We start from the raw sequence: 17,433 nt of genomic DNA, 5'->3' as shown, positions 1-17,433 counted from the left end.
AATTAAACATTTATTTGAAATTTTATAAAAAAATAACCCTTGACAAATTTTTCTATCAAGGGTTATAAAATGTTATTCAAACCTATAAGTTGGGTAAATCACCATTTCCTTTGGTAGGTAAATTGGTATAACCCATCAAGTATTTATCAACTTCTCTGGCAGCTTCACGACCTTCAGATATTGCCCATACAATTAAAGATTGTCCTCTTCGCATGTCACCAGCAGTAAATATATGAGGAACATTAGTTTGATAATTAGTCGCTTTAAAATTGCTTCTCATATCAATTTCTAATCCTAATTGATCGCTTAAAGTTTTCTCCGGACCTGTAAATCCAAGTGCCAATAAAGCTAAATCACAAGGCCAAATTTTTTCAGAACCTTCTTTTTCTATCAGTTCAGGTCTTTGTCCAGGTGTCATTTTCCAAGCAACTTCAACGGTTTTTAAACCAACAAGTTCTCCTTTTTCATTAGAAATAAATTCTTTGGTATTGATTAGCCAGTTTCTATTACAACCTTCTTCATGTGAAGAAGATGTTTTTAATTGCAATGGCCAAAATGGCCAAGGAGTAGTTTCACTTCTTCCAACTGGTGGTTTTGGTAAAATCTCAAAATTAGTAACTGATTTTGCACCGTGTCTGTTTGAAGTTCCAATACAATCTGAACCTGTATCTCCACCACCAATAACGATAACATCTTTACCAGTTGCTTTAATTTGATCTGGAATGGATTCTCCGTACAATACTTTAGTTTGTTGCGTTAAAAAGTCCATTGCCTGTACAACTCCTTTACTTTCTATTCCTTTGGTAGGCAAGCTTCGTCTTTCGGTTGCACCACCACATAATACGATAGAATCAAAAGAATTTAATTCTTCAACACTATAGTTTACGCCAACATTTACATTAGTTTTAAAAGTAATTCCTTCAGCTTCTAAAACAGCAACACGTCTGTCGATAATTCCTTTTTCTAATTTGAAATTTGGAATCCCATAACGTAGTAATCCACCAATGGCATTGTCTCTTTCAAAAACCGTAACAGTATGTCCTGCACGATTTAATTGTTGTGCAGCCGCTAAGCCAGCAGGGCCAGAGCCTATTACAGCTACTGTTTTTCCTGTTCTAACTTCTGGTGGTTGTGGTTTAATCCAACCTTCAGCGAAACCTCTTTCGATAATATTTTTTTCAATATTCTCGATAGCTACTGGCTCGCTTATAATTCCTAATACACATGATTTTTCACATGGAGCAGGGCATAAACGGCCTGTGAATTCTGGAAAGTTATTGGTTGATTGCAATATTTTCAATGCACTTTCCCATTCTTCCTGATGTACCATGTCATTAAAATCTGGTATCAAATTTCCTAATGGACAGGCACTGTGGCAAAATGGAATCCCACAATCCATACATCTGGATCCTTGTTCTTTGATTTTATCTTTGGTTAACGGAATTGTAAATTCATCATAATTCGATACTCTTTCTGGAACAGCAACATTACTTTCGTCGGTTCTAGTATATTCTTTAAATCCTCCTATCTTTCCCATGACTATAGTGCTATTAGTTCTTCAATTTTTTTTTCTTCTGCCAATCTCTGTAATGCTTTTTTGTAATCAGTAGGCATTACTTTGATAAAATGGTTGCGTTGGTTTTCCCAATCTTCTAAAATCCTTTTTGCCAAAGGACTATTGGTATACATAGAATGATTTTTTATCAAACGTCTCAGTTTGGTAAAGTCATCATCTTCCAATGTTTCAAAAGCGACCATTTCCATATTACATAATGTAGCATCGAATTTTTTATTTGGATCAAAAACATAAGCAATACCACCGCTCATTCCTGCAGCAAAATTTCTTCCTGTTTTTCCTAAAACCACTACAGTTCCTCCAGTCATGTATTCGCATCCATGATCTCCAATCCCTTCTACAACAGCTGTTGCACCAGAATTTCTCACACAAAAACGTTCTCCAGCCATACCATTTATATAAGCTTCACCAGTGATTGCTCCATAAAGTGCCACGTTACCAATAATGATATTTTCTTCTGGTTTGAAAGTGGCAGTAGGAGGGACTTTTATAATTAATTTACCTCCAGAAAGTCCTTTTCCTAAATAATCATTACAGTTTCCATGTATTTTAAAAGAAAGACCATTTGTTGCAAAAGCACCAAAACTTTGTCCGGCAGAACCTGTAAAATCAACTAATATTGTGTCCTCAGGTAAACCTTGTGCACCATATATTTTTGAAATTTCATTACTCAATATAGCTCCAACGGAACGGTCTGTGTTTTTGATATCAAAAGTAACTCTTGTTTTTTCTTTTCTATAAATAGAAGGAATAGCCGCTTTTATAATTTCAAAATCAAGTACATGGTCTAAAGCATGGTCTTGTGTAGTCGTATTGTGGTTTGGAACTTCTTTAGCTTTTTCTGGTTTATATAGAATAGTAGATAAATCTAATCCACTTGCTTTATAATGCTTGATGGCTTTATTGACATTCAATTTTTGAGATTGTCCCACCATTTCTTTTAATGTTCTAAATCCAAGTTGTGCCATGATTTCTCTCAACTCCTCAGCAATAAAATACATGAAGTTGATGATGTGTTCCGGTGTTCCTTTGAAATTTTTTCTCAATTCAGGATCTTGAGTTGCAATACCTACAGGACACGTATTCAAGTGACACGCTCTCATCATAATACAACCAGATGCTACTAAAGGAGCGGTTGCAAAACCAAATTCCTCAGCTCCAAGTAATGCAGCGATAGCAACATCACGTCCTGTTTTCAATTGCCCGTCACATTCTAAAACTACACGACTTCTTAAATCATTTAGAATTAATGTTTGTTGTGCTTCTGCTAATCCAAGTTCCCAAGGAATACCCGTATGTTGAAGTGATGTTAATGGTGCAGCTCCAGTTCCTCCGTCGTATCCTGAAATCAAAATCACGTCGGCTTTTGCTTTAGCAACACCGGCAGCGATTGTTCCAACACCCACTTCAGAAACTAATTTTACATTAATTCGAGCTTCACGATTAGCATTTTTTAAATCAAAAATTAACTGTGATAAATCTTCAATAGAATAAATATCATGGTGTGGCGGAGGTGAAATTAATCCAACATAAGGTGTAGAATTTCTTACTTCAGCAATCCAAGGCACTACTTTTTCGCCAGGTAATTGTCCACCTTCTCCAGGTTTTGCACCCTGAGCCATTTTTATTTGAATCTCTTTGGCATTTGTCAAATAGTTGATAGAAACCCCAAATCTTCCAGAAGCAACTTGTTTAATGGCACTATTTCTAGAATCACCATTTAAGTCTTTTTGGAAACGTTTAGAATCTTCTCCACCTTCTCCAGAATTACTTTTTCCACCAATTCTGTTCATTGCAATCGCTAGATTTTCATGAGCTTCTTGGCTGATAGATCCATAAGACATGGCGCCAGTTTTGAATTTTTTTACAATTTCTGTCCAAGGCTCCACTTCCTCAATTGAAATAGGATCTAAGTTATTGAATTCAAATAAACCTCTGATGGTCATCAAGTTTTCACTTTGATCATTGACCATTTTAGAGTATTCTTTATAACTTTCAGGACTGTTTAAACGTACTGCTTGTTGCAATTTTGAAATCGTCGTTGGATTAAACATGTGTTTTTCTCCTGATCTTCTCCATCTGTAAATACCTCCAATTTCTAAAGGCAATAAATTGCTGACTTTTGAATTTGGAAATGCTTTTTGGTATCTTTTCTTGATTTCTTTTTCCACTTCCATTAGCCCAATTCCTTCAATTCTGGAAGGAGTGTAGGGGAAATATTTAGAAGTGAATGTTTTGTTTAATCCTAAAATTTCAAAAATTTGTGCCGCTCTGTACGAATGTAAAGTAGAGATACCAATTTTGTTCATGATTTTCAGAATCCCTTTTGCAATAGCTTTATTATAGTTTTTAATAGCATAATCTGCTTTTACACCAGTGATAAAACCTTGGTTAACTTGGTCATGAATAATTTCATTTACCATGTAAGGATTGATTGCGCTGGCACCATAACCAAATAGTAAGGCAAAATGATGTGGTTCGCGAGGTTCTGCGGATTCGATTATAATTCCAAATTTAGAACGAACTTTCAGAATGTTAAGCGAATGATGAATGTAAGAACACGCCAATAACATTGGTATTGGAGCCATTTTTTCGCTTACTCCTCTATCCGAAAGAATCACAATGTTGCAACCTTCTGAAACTGCTTTGAAAGTCGCCTGAACCGCTCTTTCCAAAGCGCGTTCTAGCCCGTTTACTCCTTTTTTTATATCGTATAATGTAGAAATAGTGACTGATTTGAAATCAGCATGATCAATATTTCTTATTTTATCTAAATCCTCGTTTGAAATTACAGGATTTTGTATTTTTAATTTTTTACAATGCTTAGGCTCAATATCAAAAATATTAAAATCTCCACCAATCGCTAAACTAATATCAGTAATGATTTCTTCACGAATACCATCCAAAGGTGGATTGGTAACCTGAGCAAATAATTGTTTGAAATAGTTGTATAACAGTTGTGGCTGATCAGATAAAACAGCTAGCGGAGTATCATTACCCATAGAACTTAATGCTTCTGCACCTTCAGCTCCCATTGGGTTTATGATTGTTTTTAAATCCTCTATTGTGTAACCAAACAAACGTTGTCTTGTTTCGAAATCAATATTTTCCGTAGGGATTGGATTGTCAGTATAAGGGATTTTTGCTAATTGCAATAAATTTTCATCCAACCATTGTTTGTAAGGACGTTTGGTTACAATCGCATTTTTAATCTCATCATCTTCAATGATACGACCTTCGTTCATGTCAACCAAAAACATTTTTCCGGGTTCTAAACGACCGTGTTGAATCACATCTTCGGGTTTGATGTCAAGAACACCAATCTCTGAAGACATAATTACAAAACCACTTTTAGTCAATGTATAACGAGATGGACGTAATCCATTTCTATCCAATAAAGCACCAATAACGTTACCATCTGTAAAAGGAATAGAAGCTGGTCCGTCCCATGGTTCCATGATGCATGCATTGTATTCGTAAAACGCTTTTTTGTCTTCCGACATGGTTTGGTGTTTTTCCCAAGCTTCAGGAACAACCATCATCATTGCTTCCGGTAGAGAACGACCTGTCATCAATAACAGTTCAATTACCATATCCATAGAAGCCGAATCTGATTTTCCTTCTAAAATAATTGGGAATAATTTTTTGATGTCATCACCAAAAACATCACTTTTCATAAGTTCTTCACGAGCACGCATACGGCTAATATTCCCGCGAAGTGTATTGATTTCACCATTGTGGCACATGTAACGGAAAGGTTGTGCCAATTCCCAAGATGGAAATGTATTGGTAGAGAAACGTTGGTGAACCAAAGCTAATCTGGTTACCAAGTCATCGTCTAACAAATCAGTATAGTATCTACTGATGTCTTCCGGCATCAACAAACCTTTGTATATAATGGTTGTAGTGGAGAAACTTGAAAAATAGAATCTGTAACTTTCTGAAATTCGTGAATTCCTGATTGTATGTTCAGCAATTTTTCTTCCCGCAAACATTTTGGCGTTAAATTGTTGTTCTGTAAGGTCTAATCCATTTTTACCAACAAATACTTGTTTAACGGTTGGTTCCTTTTCGGCAGCAATTTGACCCAAATTAGAAACATCTACAGGGACATCTCTCCATCCTAAAACTTCTAAATTTTGATCACGTATTGATGCTTCAAAAGTTGTTTTACAAAACGCTACTTGGTTGGGACTTTTTGGCATAAAAACCATTCCTACTGCATATTGTCTAGCTTCTGGGATTTCAAAATCACATACTTTCTTAAAAAAATCATGAGGGATATCAAATAATATTCCAGCTCCATCTCCAGTTCTGCCATCTGAACTCACAGCACCACGATGTTCTAATTTGATTAGAATGTCCAGTGCTTTGTGTATAATATCATTTGATTTAATTCCATTCAAATTACAAATGAATCCTGCTCCGCAATTGTCGTGTTCAAATTCGGGCAAATAAAGGCCTTGTTCTTTAACTTTCATGCTTAATATTTTTTTTTACAAAATTAAAGATTTAGTAACATATAACAGGCTTAAAAGTTAAAAACGCCTTGTTTTTACAGTTCTAATAGAAAAAGGTTAAATAAATCACAATAATAAGATTTAAGGACATCTGATTTGATTTTTCGACAAAAACAAAATGAAATTTGAGCCATAAAGCCCAGAATTTTGAGAGAAATATTTTACTGATGGTTTTTCTTCAATATTTATAACAAATTAGTAATTAATTTTTATATTTTTTATAATTTGATGCCTGTTATTGCCAGGTTTAAAATATCTAAATTTAGACTCCATTTAAATTGAAAAAAAAATAACAGTTAAGTTTAATTTTGCTATTTTTGTGCCACTTTTATTCTGAAATAAATTCAGAATCCAGACAAATTCTATATTATGAACATACACGAATATCAAGGAAAAGAGATTTTAGCTAGCTACGGAGTTCGCATTCAACGCGGAATCGTTGCTAATAGCCCAGTAGAAGCGGTTGCTGCTGCAAAACAATTAACTACCGAAACTGGTACAAGTTGGTATGTTGTAAAAGCCCAAGTTCATGCAGGTGGACGTGGAAAAGGTGGTGGAGTTAAACTTGCCAAAAATTTACAACAAGTAGAAGAGATTTCAGAGCAAATCATCGGAATGCAATTGATAACTCCTCAAACTTCTGCTGAGGGTAAAAAAGTACACAAAGTTTTAATCGCTGAAGATGTTTATTATCCTGGTGAAAGTGAAACTTCTGAGTTTTATGTTTCTGTTTTATTGAATAGAGCTACAGGTCGTAACATGATTATGTATTCTACTGAAGGTGGAATGGATATTGAAGAAGTTGCGGAGCACACTCCACATTTAATTTTTACTGAAGAGGTTGATCCTTCTGTTGGATTACAAGGTTTTCAAGCAAGAAGAATTGCTTTTAACTTAGGTCTTTCTGGAAATGCTTTCAAAGAAATGGTGAAATTCATCGATTCTTTATACAATGCTTATATTGGATCTGATGCTTCGATGTTTGAAATCAACCCGGTTTTAAAAACATCTGACAATAAAATTATGGCTGTAGATGCTAAAGTAAATATCGATGATAATGCTTTATACAGACAAAAGAAATATGCTGACATGCGTGACGTTCGTGAGGAAAACCCAATCGAAGTTGAAGCAAAAGAAGTAGGTTTAAACTATGTAGATCTTGACGGTACAGTAGGATGTATGGTAAACGGAGCTGGTTTAGCTATGGCAACTATGGATTTAATTAAGTATGCTGGTTTTGAGCCTGCTAACTTCCTTGACGTAGGTGGAACTGCTGATGCAAAACGTGTTGAAACTGCTTTCCGTATTATCTTAAAAGATCAAAACGTAAAAGCAATTTTGATTAATATTTTTGGTGGAATCGTTCGTTGTGACCGTGTGGCGCAAGGAGTTGTTGATGCTTACAAAAATATGGGTGACGCAATTAAAGTACCAATCATTGTTCGTTTACAAGGTACAAATGCAGCTATCGCAAAAGAATTAATTGATAATTCGGGAATGCCAATTTTATCTGCTGTTGAATTTCAAGAAGCAGCTGACCAAGTAAAAGCAGCACTTTCTTAATTAGAAAATTGTTATATATATTTAAAAAATCCTGAGTGAAAGCTCAGGATTTTTTTGTTTTTACCTGTAGATTTTTTGTTTTTTGAAATCTATTTTTATGGGACATGTTTTTTTATAGCTAGAATTTTTAGGACCTAAAAATCATAAAAATAAATAAAAGTATAAATAATACTGACTTACAACCGTTACCTTTACTATTGTAAAAAATTCTTTTTTAAATATTATGAAACTTCATTTGCAAAATAATTTTATAGCCGAGTTACCTGCTGATACGAGTGATATCAATATGCCAAGGCAAGTGCAACAAGCTTGTTATTCGTTTGTTTTGCCAAAAAAGCCTTCAAATCCATCGCTGATTCACGCTTCGATTGAAGTGGCTAATGCTATTGGTCTTTCTCAGGAAGATATTGTTTCCGCTGATTTTTTAAATACTTTTTCAGGAAGTACTGTTTTTCCGGAAACAAAACCTTTTGCCTTGTGTTATGCCGGACATCAATTTGGGAATTGGGCTGGACAATTAGGAGATGGTCGTGCTATCAATCTTACCGAAGTAGTTCATGATAATAAAACATACACTTTGCAACTAAAAGGAGCAGGGCCAACACCATATTCCCGAACTGCAGATGGTTTTGCCGTATTGCGTTCTTCCATTCGAGAATATTTGTGTGCCGAAGCAATGCATTATTTGGGAGTTCCAACAACGCGTTCGCTTTCGCTAATGCTTTCTGGAGATCAAGTATTGCGTGATGTTTTGTATAATGGAAATCCTGCCTATGAAAAAGGCGCTATTGTTTGTAGAGTGGCTCCTTCTTTTATTCGTTTTGGAAGTTTTGAATTATTTGCAGCTCGGGAAGATCATATTAATCTCAAATTATTGGCGGATTTTACCATTAAACATCATTTTCCTCATATTCAACAAGAAGGTGTCGAAAAATACCTGGCTTTTTTTCAAGAAGTTACCCAAACTACACTCAAGATGATTGTTCATTGGCAACGCGTAGGTTTTGTTCATGGAGTTATGAATACCGATAATATGTCTATTCACGGCATCACCATTGATTACGGTCCTTACGGTTGGTTAGACGATTACAACTCCAGCTGGACGCCCAATACAACCGATATACAGCATAAAAGATACCGTTTTGGCAATCAACCTGAAATTGCGCTTTGGAATCTGTATCAATTGGCAAATGCATTGTATCCTTTGATAAAGGAAGCGAAACCGCTGGAAACTATTTTAGATGCTTTTAGTGTAGAGTACGAAAAGGAGTATTTGAATATGATGCAAAATAAGCTTGGTTTCCAAATCAAAAAAGAACAAGATGTAGTTTTGATTCAGAGTTTGACTCAATTGTTGGAACGAGTAGAAACAGATATGACTATTTTCTTTAGGAACCTGAGTACTGTTACCAAAGCGGATATTGTAATAAATGCTTTCAATACCATAAAAGACGCCTTCTATAATGAAAAGGATTTGAATGAAGCAATATTGAAAGATTGGCACGATTGGTTTGAGAAATACACTATTCGAATCAATGAAGAAACACTTTCTGATTCTGAAAGAAAAGAGCAAATGAATACAGTGAATCCAAAATATGTATTGCGAAATTACATGGCGCAGTTGTGTATTGATGACGCGGATAAGGGAGATTATTCGTTGCTGAACGAATTATTTGAAATGCTTAAAAATCCTTATGACGAACAACCGAATTTGCAAAAATGGTTTGCCAAAAGACCCGATTGGGCGAGAGATAAAGTGGGATGTTCTATGTTAAGCTGTAGTTCTTAAATTAGATTTAAACACTATTGAAAACAGAATCTATTTAACACCTATTGCTTCATGACCTCTTAATAAAACCTTGTTTTTATTTTCTAAATTTTCTTTGGTTTTCCCTAAGATGTTGATGATGTCAAATTTGGTATCGCTCTTTCTTAAGTTATAAAATTCTTCTGAATTAGTGATTTCAACTTCTAAAATATAGTTTCGATCTAATTTGAAAGTTTCAATATTGTCTTTTATAAATGCTCCATTTACCATATAAATGACATCGTTACTTTTGATTTTGGTAAATTCAGATTTAATTTGTTCCAAACTTATAAAATCATATTTCTTAGGGTTTTTGGAAGTAATGTTAATTTGGCCACGATACAAAACACCATTTATTATGGTGTCTTTTTTGACAACATTTATAGATTCAATTTCATTTGGCTCAATATATTCCATTGTATTTATTGAAAGTAAGGTTGAATCAAAAAACATGGCTGGTTCTTCAGTTTTATTGTTTTGTCCAAAAAAGAGTGTAGTAAAAAATAATAGAGAGAAGGTGAGAATAAATTTCATTTTTCAAGGGATAAAGTAGTAATGATGAATTAAATATACAAAAAAAAACCTGTTTGCCACGGCGAACAGGTTTTTTTGACTTATTTAGCAATGCACTGCAGTGATTCGCTACTATTTACGATTTTTTATTCTTACCGAAATTAAATTTCACTTTCTCTACAACTTGAACTTTTGGAGTTCCTTTTGTAAATTGCTTTTTGAACGGTTTCTTAGCAGCAGGTTTCGATTTTGAAGGACTTTCGTCACCTCTTGATTTCTCTTCGTCTCTTGGCTTTGCTTTAAATTCAGTTCTTTCAGAAGCGCCTTCTTTTACAGGAATTTGAGCTTTGTGTTTGGCTAAAACATCATTTGGGTTTTTTGGATTTTCTTTTGTTCCACGCAAGTGAATTACTAATCCGTTTAGGAAATTACGCAACACTTGGTCGCCACATTCCATATAATTTTCATGTTTTTCATCACGGAAAAAAGCACCCAATTCTGATTTGGTGATTCTGAAATCCACCAATTCTAATATTTCAACTATTTGATCGTCACGTAGCATTAAAGCCACACGAAGTTTTTTAAAGATATCGTTATTTGTCATCATATTCTAATTTTTTACAAAGGTACGGTTTAAAAGCAATTGGACCACAATTTTAGATTTAGAATTGATTTTGGTTCAGAATGTGAATTATTGTATCCAAATCTTCTTTTTGGTGATTCGCAGTAATTACAATTCGATTTAGATTTTTACTGTCGGTCGGGTATTTAAAATTGGTTACGATAATTTTATTCGCTGTAAAAATTTCATTTAAGCCTTCTATTTCGGGATAAATTAAAGGATAATTTGAATCAAAATGAATCGCTTTGTTTTTAATCAAATTTACATCTATATATTGAAGATTGTCTTTTAGTTTTTGATGCTGTTGCAAATAAATATTGTCCGCATCAGCGATTGTCTGTACAAATGCAGCATTCATTCCGGCACTGGAAACAAAAGTATCGTGAGTTGTCATTTGATTAATAAATTCCGCATCACTGGCAATTACACCTCCTGTCAATCCAAAGGCTTTTCCTAAAGAGGATACCATGATTTTTCTTTTAATATTGGGAAGATTGATAGTCGAAAAAATTCCGCAACCATTCATACCCAAAATTCCAAGCGAATGTGATTCATCAATAACCAAAGTAATTTCTTTATTGTACGGAATCGAATTTATTATAGTAAGATCGATTGGTTTAATATGAAATGAAGGAACTGAATCTGTAAGAATCGTGATTTTTTCAGTTGCGTTATCCAGCAAACGAGGATTTAATTTTTCTCCAATAAAAAAAGGAAGACTGTTTTGTGCTTTGATGGCAGTATGCGTATCCGGAAAATGAAAAAAGCAATCGGTTTCAGGTGTTAATGCTTCAATAACTAATTTTCCCGCCAGCATACCAGAAGAAAGGGTAAGTGTAGCATCTGCTTTGATGTAATTGGCTAAAAATTGTTCACCTTTTTCGTAGGCGGTTAGCTGAATATTGGCACTTCTCGAACTTCCATAAGCCGTGCCCCATTGCAAAATATTTTTAATAAGCAGTTTTTGAAATTCGGGATGCGTTGGTAAACCCAAATAAGCCGTCCCTCCAAAATAGAGGTATTCTTCGTTGTCTATTTCAATTATTCGATCTGGAAATTGGCTGACTTTCATTTAAAACTACATTAAAGTTACACCGGTTCCATTTAAGTCAGAATAGTTTATTTTTCCAAAATCTATGGTTACACCAGTTGCAATATCTTGTGCCAAAAGTAATGCGCCGTCCATATCTACATAATCCAGTTGCGGCAATAAATGGGCAATCGCAGAAATCCCTACAGTTGATTCGGTCATGCAACCCACCATGGTTTTCAAACCTAATTTTTTGGCTTCCTGAATCATTCGTCTTCCAGGAGTTAGTCCGCCACATTTTACCAATTTTACATTGACACCATGAAAATGGTTGTGACATTTGGCGACATCTTCTTCAATGATACAACTTTCATCAGCAATTATTGGTAAAACCGAGTGTTTGAAAACTTCCTTGTGTCCTTCCCAATTATCTGCTTTCATGGGTTGTTCCAAGAATTCTACTCCTAGTTTTTTTAGTTCAACGGCATTATTTATGGTTTCTTCTACGCCCCAACCACAATTGGCATCAATTCGAAAAATGGCATTCGTATGTTTCCTAAGTTCAGTAACAATGGCAATATCTTCTTTGGTTCCCAATTTTATTTTATAAATCGGCCAAGGCAATTCCTTCATTTTTGCAACCATTTTTTCAATGGATGCAATTCCAATTGTATAATCGGTCAATGGATTTTTATCGATAGTATAATTCCACAATTCGTACAATTTCTTTCCTTTTTTGCGTGCGTATAAATCATTATATGCCATATCCAAAGCGCACAATGCAAACATATCGTCTTTTAAATAAGGATGAATTTTTGCCCAAAATTCTTCAGGTGTTTCATCTGTAGTGTTTTCGATTATGCTTCTAATTTTTTCTAAATCCTGCATCATCATCGGAACAGTTGTTTTGTAATACGGATTAGAAGTTGCTTCGCCAAAACCTGAAAAGCCGTCAAGCTGCAACTCTACAATCAAAGAAGGTTGAAAGTCTATCGATTCTCTCGAGATCGTGAAAGTATGTTTTAATTTGAGGTTGTATTCTCTTAATATTAGTTTCATTTGAATCTGATTTTGCACTTAAAATTAATACGTTTCTTTAAACGGGAAATTTAATAACCAAGCCATAACACTGCTTTTACAAAATTATCACGCCAGAGTTTTTCATTGTGTTGTCCGCCTTTTATAATTTTTTTTTCATTCAAATTAAGACAATAACATCGATTTGAATTTAATAAATATTCCATTTTATTCAAATCCGAAACCATATCGTCACTTTCATGATCTCCACATAGGAAATAGATTTTAGATTTTATCTTTTTAGATTTTTCAGTCAAATCATAAATGTCTTTACTGTACCAAAACGAAGGAGAAAACACACCCGCTTTTCCAAATATTTCAGGGTATTTTAAAATGGCATAATAAGAAGTAAGTCCACCGAGGGAACTTCCCATGATTATAGTGTTTTTCTTTTTAGCTTTTGTTCGATACGTTTTGTCGATTTGTGGTTTTAATGTTTTTACGATAAATTCTAAATAATTGTCTGCTTTTCCACCACCATATTTCTCATTTTTGAAAGGTGTTAATTCATCGATTCGTTTATCATTTCCATGTTCGATTCCTACTACAATAACAGGCGCTTTTAGGCTGTCCAGTTTTTCATCCACATTCCATTCACCCGAATAGGAAGTTTTAGCATCAAATAAATTCTGAGCATCATGCATATAAATTACTGAGAATTTCTTTTTGGAGGTTGCATAATTTTCTGGCAAATACACCCAAATTTTCTTTGTCATTTGCAGTTGTGGCGCTTCAATAGTAAAAGTGGAAACTTGTTTTGAAGCAGTGCTTTTTTTTGACTCGTTAGAGTCTTGAGCAGCAATTTTTGCTATTGTAAAAAAGAAAACTAGTAGTAGGAACTGTGGTCGAATCATTATTAGTTTTTGTGTTTTGATTTAAAAACAATATTTTAGCTAAAAATAATAATTTGATGAATACATTCGAAGAAAAGAGGAGTTTACTTTTAGAGATGATTGCTTTTTCCACTGTTGATGGACATTTGCATAAGAGGGAATATGATTTTTTAGCAATTATTGCCAGGGAATTGAGTTTTGATGTAGCAGTTTTTAAAGATTTGTTTCATCAGGAATTACCACAATTGCCTATTAAAACAGAGTTTTTGCGTATTCAACAATTTTATAGACTGGCGTTGTTAATGTATTGTGATGGGATTTTGCATGAAAAAGAAATGATTACGATTCAGCAAATTGCAATTGATATGGGACTTAATCCTATAGCGACAAAACGAATTCTTAAATTGATGAATGAAGCACCAAATGCTATTATTGATGGTGAGATTTTATTGAATGTTTTTCAGGAACAACATAATTAAATTTTTATTAAATATACTACACTGATTATTAGTTATTTGAATTTTTTTATTAAGAACTAATTAATTAGGATTTCTCTAAAAAATAATTTGAAATAAAAATCTTATTTATTTCAAATTTTTGCAAAAATTTAACATTATCATTTTTTTTTTTAATAAAACATTTATATTTGTAAATCAACAAATAAAATGCTTATGAAAAAAATTACTCTTTTATCAGGTTTAGGTTGTTTATTTTTACTTTATTCGTGTGCTTCTAAAGCTCCAGTAGTAAAGTTATCTGGGCCACAAGTTACCGCAAGTGCTAAAGAATTAGTTAGAATAACGGATGATGTAGTGCCTGAATTTCAGCCATGTTTATCTCCTGATGGTAAAAAATTATTATACGTAATTAGAGATGATGCAAATACTGGATTCAGTAAATGGAGTATTAGATTAAAGAACGATGTAATGTTACCAGGTTTTACTCCATTAATTGGTAATAAAACAGATAGACCGTCATGGACTGATAATGAGAATTTTATTTTTACTTATTATGCTTCTAAACCAACTATTGCAGTGACAAGTGTAAACAAACTTGGGTTAACTTATATCGGTCAAAATGCTTATGGTGATTTCGATGCTGATGCTAGTCTATCTCCTGATAATAAAAAAATTGTATTGACAACTACTCTTCAAGATACAAGAAATATTTGTCTTGTGAATAAAGATGGAAGCAGTTTTACAGTACTTTCTGAAGGGATAAATCCAAAATGGAGCCCAAAAGGAGATAAGTTACTTTACACAAAACTTTCTGGAGATTTTTTCCAGTTATTTGAATTAGACTTGAAATCATTTCAAAGTACTCAAATAACTACCGGCGAACAAAACTCTACTAATGGTGCTTACTCTCCTAACGGTAAACATATTGTATACATTGGTACAAAAGATAAATTTAGCCATCTTTTTGTAATGAAAATAAATGGTACTTCTTTAACTCAAATTACAAGTGGGGATTCTAATGAAACTCAACCATTTTGGGGTGTTGATGGTAACATATATTTTTCTTCTACTGCTGGTGCACGTCAACCAGACAAAGCGGCTAGTAAAATAGGAAATGTTTTTGCTAGAATTTCTTCAAACAACATAACTCAAGAACAATCAGCATACTCTTATCCTTATACTGATATTTGGAGAGTTCAACCTTTGATTGTAGAATAAAATTTTTGTTTTGCCTTATAAATGTAAACGTTTATTAGGGAAAATAACATTAAAAAGAGCTGCAAAAAACATCTTGCAGCTCTTTTTCTTTTATATAGATTTTAGATTAGCACGAAGTATACTTTATACAAAATTTCTAAAAGCACTTATTTCTTAAGGAGTTGGAACTATATTAAAGAAAGAATTAGGAATAGTAGTTAATTTTTATGACAGTTGCTCTTGCAACGCTTTTATTTCATCACGTAATTTTGCAGCTTGCATAAAGTCTAATTCTTTTGCCGCTTTTTCCATGTTTTTTCGTTTCTCTCGAATGCGTTTCTCAATATCTGGTTTTGATAAATATTCAGTAATAGGTTCGGCGGCAGTTGATAGCGTGTAGCCTAATTCATAATCTGCTAAAGGATTTTTGGTAAAGGCGCTTTCTATTTTTTTGTTTAATGCTTGAGGAACTAGATTATTGGCTGTATTGTAATTAATTTGTTTGGTTCTGCGGTAATTCGTCTCGTCAATGGTTTTTTGCATGCTTGCCGTAATTTTATCCGCATACATAATTGCTTTACCGTTAAGGTTTCTCGCTGCACGACCAATTGTTTGCGTAAGCGAACGGTGACTACGTAGAAAACCTTCTTTGTCTGCATCTAAAATTGCTACCAATGAAACTTCGGGTAAATCCAAACCTTCACGAAGTAAATTTACACCAATTAACACATCAAAAATTCCTTTTCGTAAATCTTGCATGATTTCTATTCGTTCCAAAGTATCTACTTCAGAGTGAATATAGCGACAACGAATATTAACTTTTGTTAAATATTTGGCTAATTCTTCCGCCATTCTTTTGGTTAAAGTCGTTACCAAAACACGTTCATCAATTTCGGCTCGAACCTGAATTTCTTCAATTAAATCATCAATTTGATTTAAGCTTGGACGGATTTCAATAATTGGATCCAATAATCCTGTCGGACGAATCACTTGCTCCACAACAACTCCTTCGGTTTTTTGTAATTCATAATCAGCGGGTGTTGCTGAAACATAAATGACTTGATTTTGCATGGCTTCAAACTCTTCAAACTTCAAAGGGCGATTGTCCATTGCTGCCGGAAGTCTAAAACCATATTCCACTAAGTTTTCTTTTCGGCTTCTGTCTCCGCCATACATAGCGCTGACTTGGGAAAGTGTCACGTGACTTTCATCGACCACCATTAAATAATCTTTCGGGAAATAATCCAGCAAGCAAAAAGGCCTTGTTCCAGCTAAACGCCCATCTAGATAACGGGAATAATTTTCAATACCGGAGCAATAACCAAGTTCACGAATCATTTCTAAATCAAAATTGGTTCGTTCTTCTAATCGTTTTGCTTCTAAATGTTTTCCAATTTCTTTGAAATAATCGACTTGTTTCACTAAATCCTGTTGTATTTCCCAAATGGCATTTTGCAAAACATCCGGAGAAGTCACGAACATATTAGCAGGATAAATCGTCAGTCTGTCAAATTTTTCGATGACCTGAGAATTCTTCGTATCAAAACTTTCTATTTCCTCGATTTCATCACCAAAAAAATGGACTCTATACGCTTCATCTGCATAACTTGGATAAACATCTACTGTATCGCCTTTTATTCTGAAACTTCCGGGATTAAAATCGGCTTCAGTTCTGGAATATAAACTTTGCACCAGTTGATGCAATAATTTGGTTCGGGAAATGATTTGTCCTTTCTCAATCGGAATCAAGTTTTTCTGAAATTCTATCGGATTTCCAATACCGTACAAACAGGAAACCGATGCCACAACCAAAATATCTCTTCGTCCGGAAAGCAACGAAGCAGTGGTTGACATTCGCATTTTTTCCAGTTCTTCATTTATGGATAAATCCTTTTCGATAAAAACGCCTGTTACGGGCATAAACGCTTCAGGCTGATAATAATCGTAGTACGAAACGAAATATTCCACGGCATTATTCGGAAAAAATTGCTTGAATTCCGAATACAGTTGTGCTGCCAAAGTCTTATTGTGTGCCAAAACCAAAGTTGGTCTTTGTACTTCCTGAATCACATTGGCCACTGTAAATGTTTTTCCAGATCCGGTAACTCCTAAAAGTGTTTGGAATTTATCACCATCAATAATTCCTTGAGCTAATTTTTCAATCGCTTGCGGTTGGTCGCCTTTGGGCTGGTAATCGGATACTACTTGGAAATTCATTTAATTAAGGGGCAAAGTTT

General features: G+C 34.1%; 12 protein-coding genes. 4 read left to right on the top strand and 8 right to left on the bottom strand.

Annotated elements, in window-relative coordinates; translation table 11 throughout:
• Positions 1-82: 82 nt before the first annotated feature.
• Both Q1W72_RS03795 and gltB read right to left on the bottom strand, forming a co-directional pair.
• Complete coding sequence (locus Q1W72_RS03795) at positions 83-1,537, bottom strand: glutamate synthase subunit beta (protein ID WP_099716002.1); 1,455 nt, start codon at positions 1,535-1,537, stop codon at positions 83-85.
• Between the two features lie 2 nt (positions 1,538-1,539).
• Positions 1,540-6,057 carry a glutamate synthase large subunit gene (gltB, locus tag Q1W72_RS03790; RefSeq protein WP_302137424.1) on the bottom strand — a complete coding sequence of 1,506 codons (4,518 nt, stop codon included), beginning with the start codon at positions 6,055-6,057 and terminating at the stop codon, positions 1,540-1,542.
• A gap of 408 nt (positions 6,058-6,465) precedes the next feature.
• Here gltB and sucC point away from each other — a divergent pair, with 408 nt between their 5' ends.
• Both sucC and Q1W72_RS03780 read left to right on the top strand, forming a co-directional pair.
• On the top strand, positions 6,466-7,659 hold the full coding sequence (sucC, locus tag Q1W72_RS03785) for an ADP-forming succinate--CoA ligase subunit beta (protein WP_099716000.1): 1,194 nt from the start codon (positions 6,466-6,468) through the stop codon (positions 7,657-7,659).
• 220 nt (positions 7,660-7,879) lie between these two features.
• A complete protein-coding gene (locus Q1W72_RS03780) occupies positions 7,880-9,448 on the top strand; it encodes a YdiU family protein (RefSeq protein WP_199074835.1) in 1,569 nt (522 codons plus the stop codon).
• A gap of 30 nt (positions 9,449-9,478) precedes the next feature.
• Here Q1W72_RS03780 and Q1W72_RS03775 read toward each other — a convergent pair whose 3' ends face one another.
• From Q1W72_RS03775 to Q1W72_RS03755, 5 genes are all read right to left on the bottom strand, one after another.
• Positions 9,479-10,000 carry a hypothetical protein gene (locus Q1W72_RS03775; protein ID WP_099715998.1) on the bottom strand — a complete coding sequence of 174 codons (522 nt, stop codon included), beginning with the start codon at positions 9,998-10,000 and terminating at the stop codon, positions 9,479-9,481.
• Between the two features lie 115 nt (positions 10,001-10,115).
• Positions 10,116-10,583, bottom strand: coding sequence for a DUF1456 family protein (locus tag Q1W72_RS03770; protein ID WP_099715997.1), 468 nt, complete (start codon positions 10,581-10,583; stop codon positions 10,116-10,118).
• Between the two features lie 58 nt (positions 10,584-10,641).
• Positions 10,642-11,673, bottom strand: coding sequence for an aminotransferase class I/II-fold pyridoxal phosphate-dependent enzyme (locus Q1W72_RS03765; protein ID WP_302137423.1), 1,032 nt, complete (start codon positions 11,671-11,673; stop codon positions 10,642-10,644).
• A 6-nt stretch (positions 11,674-11,679) separates the two neighbouring features.
• Positions 11,680-12,690 (bottom strand): dipeptide epimerase, encoded by a 1,011-nt coding sequence (locus tag Q1W72_RS03760; RefSeq protein ID WP_302137422.1) that lies wholly within the window; start codon positions 12,688-12,690, stop codon positions 11,680-11,682.
• Between the two features lie 50 nt (positions 12,691-12,740).
• Positions 12,741-13,562: an alpha/beta hydrolase gene (locus Q1W72_RS03755; RefSeq protein WP_302137421.1), complete on the bottom strand. Its 822-nt coding sequence runs from the start codon at positions 13,560-13,562 to the stop codon at positions 12,741-12,743.
• A gap of 56 nt (positions 13,563-13,618) precedes the next feature.
• Here Q1W72_RS03755 and Q1W72_RS03750 point away from each other — a divergent pair, with 56 nt between their 5' ends.
• Complete coding sequence (locus Q1W72_RS03750; RefSeq protein WP_282744494.1) at positions 13,619-14,020, top strand: excinuclease ABC subunit B; 402 nt, start codon at positions 13,619-13,621, stop codon at positions 14,018-14,020.
• 192 nt (positions 14,021-14,212) lie between these two features.
• A complete protein-coding gene (locus tag Q1W72_RS03745; protein WP_158589730.1) occupies positions 14,213-15,217 on the top strand; it encodes a PD40 domain-containing protein in 1,005 nt (334 codons plus the stop codon).
• A 204-nt stretch (positions 15,218-15,421) separates the two neighbouring features.
• Here the strand turns inward: Q1W72_RS03745 and uvrB are convergent, their stop codons facing one another.
• Positions 15,422-17,413 carry an excinuclease ABC subunit UvrB gene (uvrB, locus tag Q1W72_RS03740; protein WP_302137420.1) on the bottom strand — a complete coding sequence of 664 codons (1,992 nt, stop codon included), beginning with the start codon at positions 17,411-17,413 and terminating at the stop codon, positions 15,422-15,424.
• Between the last annotated feature and the right edge of the window lie 20 nt (positions 17,414-17,433).

Source organism: Flavobacterium sp. ZE23DGlu08 (assembly GCF_030505335.1).
Lineage (GTDB): Bacteria > Bacteroidota > Bacteroidia > Flavobacteriales > Flavobacteriaceae > Flavobacterium > Flavobacterium algoritolerans.
Note: the sequence above shows the minus strand (reverse complement) of the source record. Positions and strands in the feature narration are given on the sequence as shown.

Coding starts and splice junctions, on each gene's coding strand:
- Q1W72_RS03770 (WP_099715997.1), bottom strand. CDS start 10,583: ATGACAAATAACGATATCTTTAAAAAACTTCGTGTGGCTTTAATGCTA.
- Q1W72_RS03765 (WP_302137423.1), bottom strand. CDS start 11,673: ATGAAAGTCAGCCAATTTCCAGATCGAATAATTGAAATAGACAACGAA.
- Q1W72_RS03760 (WP_302137422.1), bottom strand. CDS start 12,690: ATGAAACTAATATTAAGAGAATACAACCTCAAATTAAAACATACTTTC.
- Q1W72_RS03745 (WP_158589730.1), top strand. CDS start 14,213: ATGAAAAAAATTACTCTTTTATCAGGTTTAGGTTGTTTATTTTTACTT.
- Q1W72_RS03775 (WP_099715998.1), bottom strand. CDS start 10,000: ATGAAATTTATTCTCACCTTCTCTCTATTATTTTTTACTACACTCTTT.
- Q1W72_RS03750 (WP_282744494.1), top strand. CDS start 13,619: ATGAATACATTCGAAGAAAAGAGGAGTTTACTTTTAGAGATGATTGCT.
- uvrB (WP_302137420.1), bottom strand. CDS start 17,413: ATGAATTTCCAAGTAGTATCCGATTACCAGCCCAAAGGCGACCAACCG.
- sucC (WP_099716000.1), top strand. CDS start 6,466: ATGAACATACACGAATATCAAGGAAAAGAGATTTTAGCTAGCTACGGA.
- Q1W72_RS03795 (WP_099716002.1), bottom strand. CDS start 1,537: ATGGGAAAGATAGGAGGATTTAAAGAATATACTAGAACCGACGAAAGT.
- gltB (WP_302137424.1), bottom strand. CDS start 6,057: ATGAAAGTTAAAGAACAAGGCCTTTATTTGCCCGAATTTGAACACGAC.
- Q1W72_RS03755 (WP_302137421.1), bottom strand. CDS start 13,562: ATGATTCGACCACAGTTCCTACTACTAGTTTTCTTTTTTACAATAGCA.